Source organism: Roseovarius halophilus (ex Wu et al. 2025) (assembly GCF_047086965.1).
This window is the reverse complement of sequence record NZ_JBKOTX010000539.1, coordinates 1-591: the sequence shown is the minus strand read 5'-3', so window position 1 is coordinate 591 and position 591 is coordinate 1. Positions and strand designations below refer to the sequence as shown.

1 protein-coding gene is annotated in these 591 nt (G+C 66.7%); it reads right to left on the bottom strand.

The genetic code is table 11. The features are described 5' to 3' along the window. On the bottom strand, positions 1 to 591 hold a 591-nt coding region (locus tag ACH107_RS33375), incomplete at both ends, for a PKD domain-containing protein (RefSeq protein WP_412509866.1).

Below are 591 nucleotides of genomic sequence, written 5' to 3'. Positions count from 1 at the left end.
GGTAATATCAACCGTGTCCGCTGAGGATGCGTTGCCCTTGTCGTCCGTCACGACGAGCTCGAAGGTCAGCGTCACCGCCGCGTCATTCGCCCCCAGCGTCGGTGCTGCAAACGTGGGCTGCGCGGCCTCCGAATCCGATAGGGTGACGGTTCGACCCGAGCTATCCGTCTGCGTCCACGCATAGCTGAGCGTGTCGCCCGCATCCGGATCGCTCGACGCGGTCGCGTCCAGTGTCGCAGACGACCCGGACGCAATCCCCGTCTGGTCAGGCCCGGCATCCGCCGTCGGCGCCGTGTTGGCCGGCGGGGTGACGGTAATATCAACCGTGTCCGCTGAGGATGCGTTGCCCTTGTCATCCGTCACGACGAGCTCGAAGGTCAGCGTCACCGCCGCGTCATTCGCCCCCAGCGTCGGTGCTGCAAACGTGGGCTGCGCGGCCTCCGAATCCGATAGGGTGACGGTTCGACCCGAGCTATCCGTCTGCGTCCACGCATAGCTGAGCGTGTCGCCCGCATCCGGATCGCTCGACGCGGTCGCGTCCAGTGTCGCAGACGACCCGGACGCAATCCCCGTCTGGTCAGGCCCGGCATC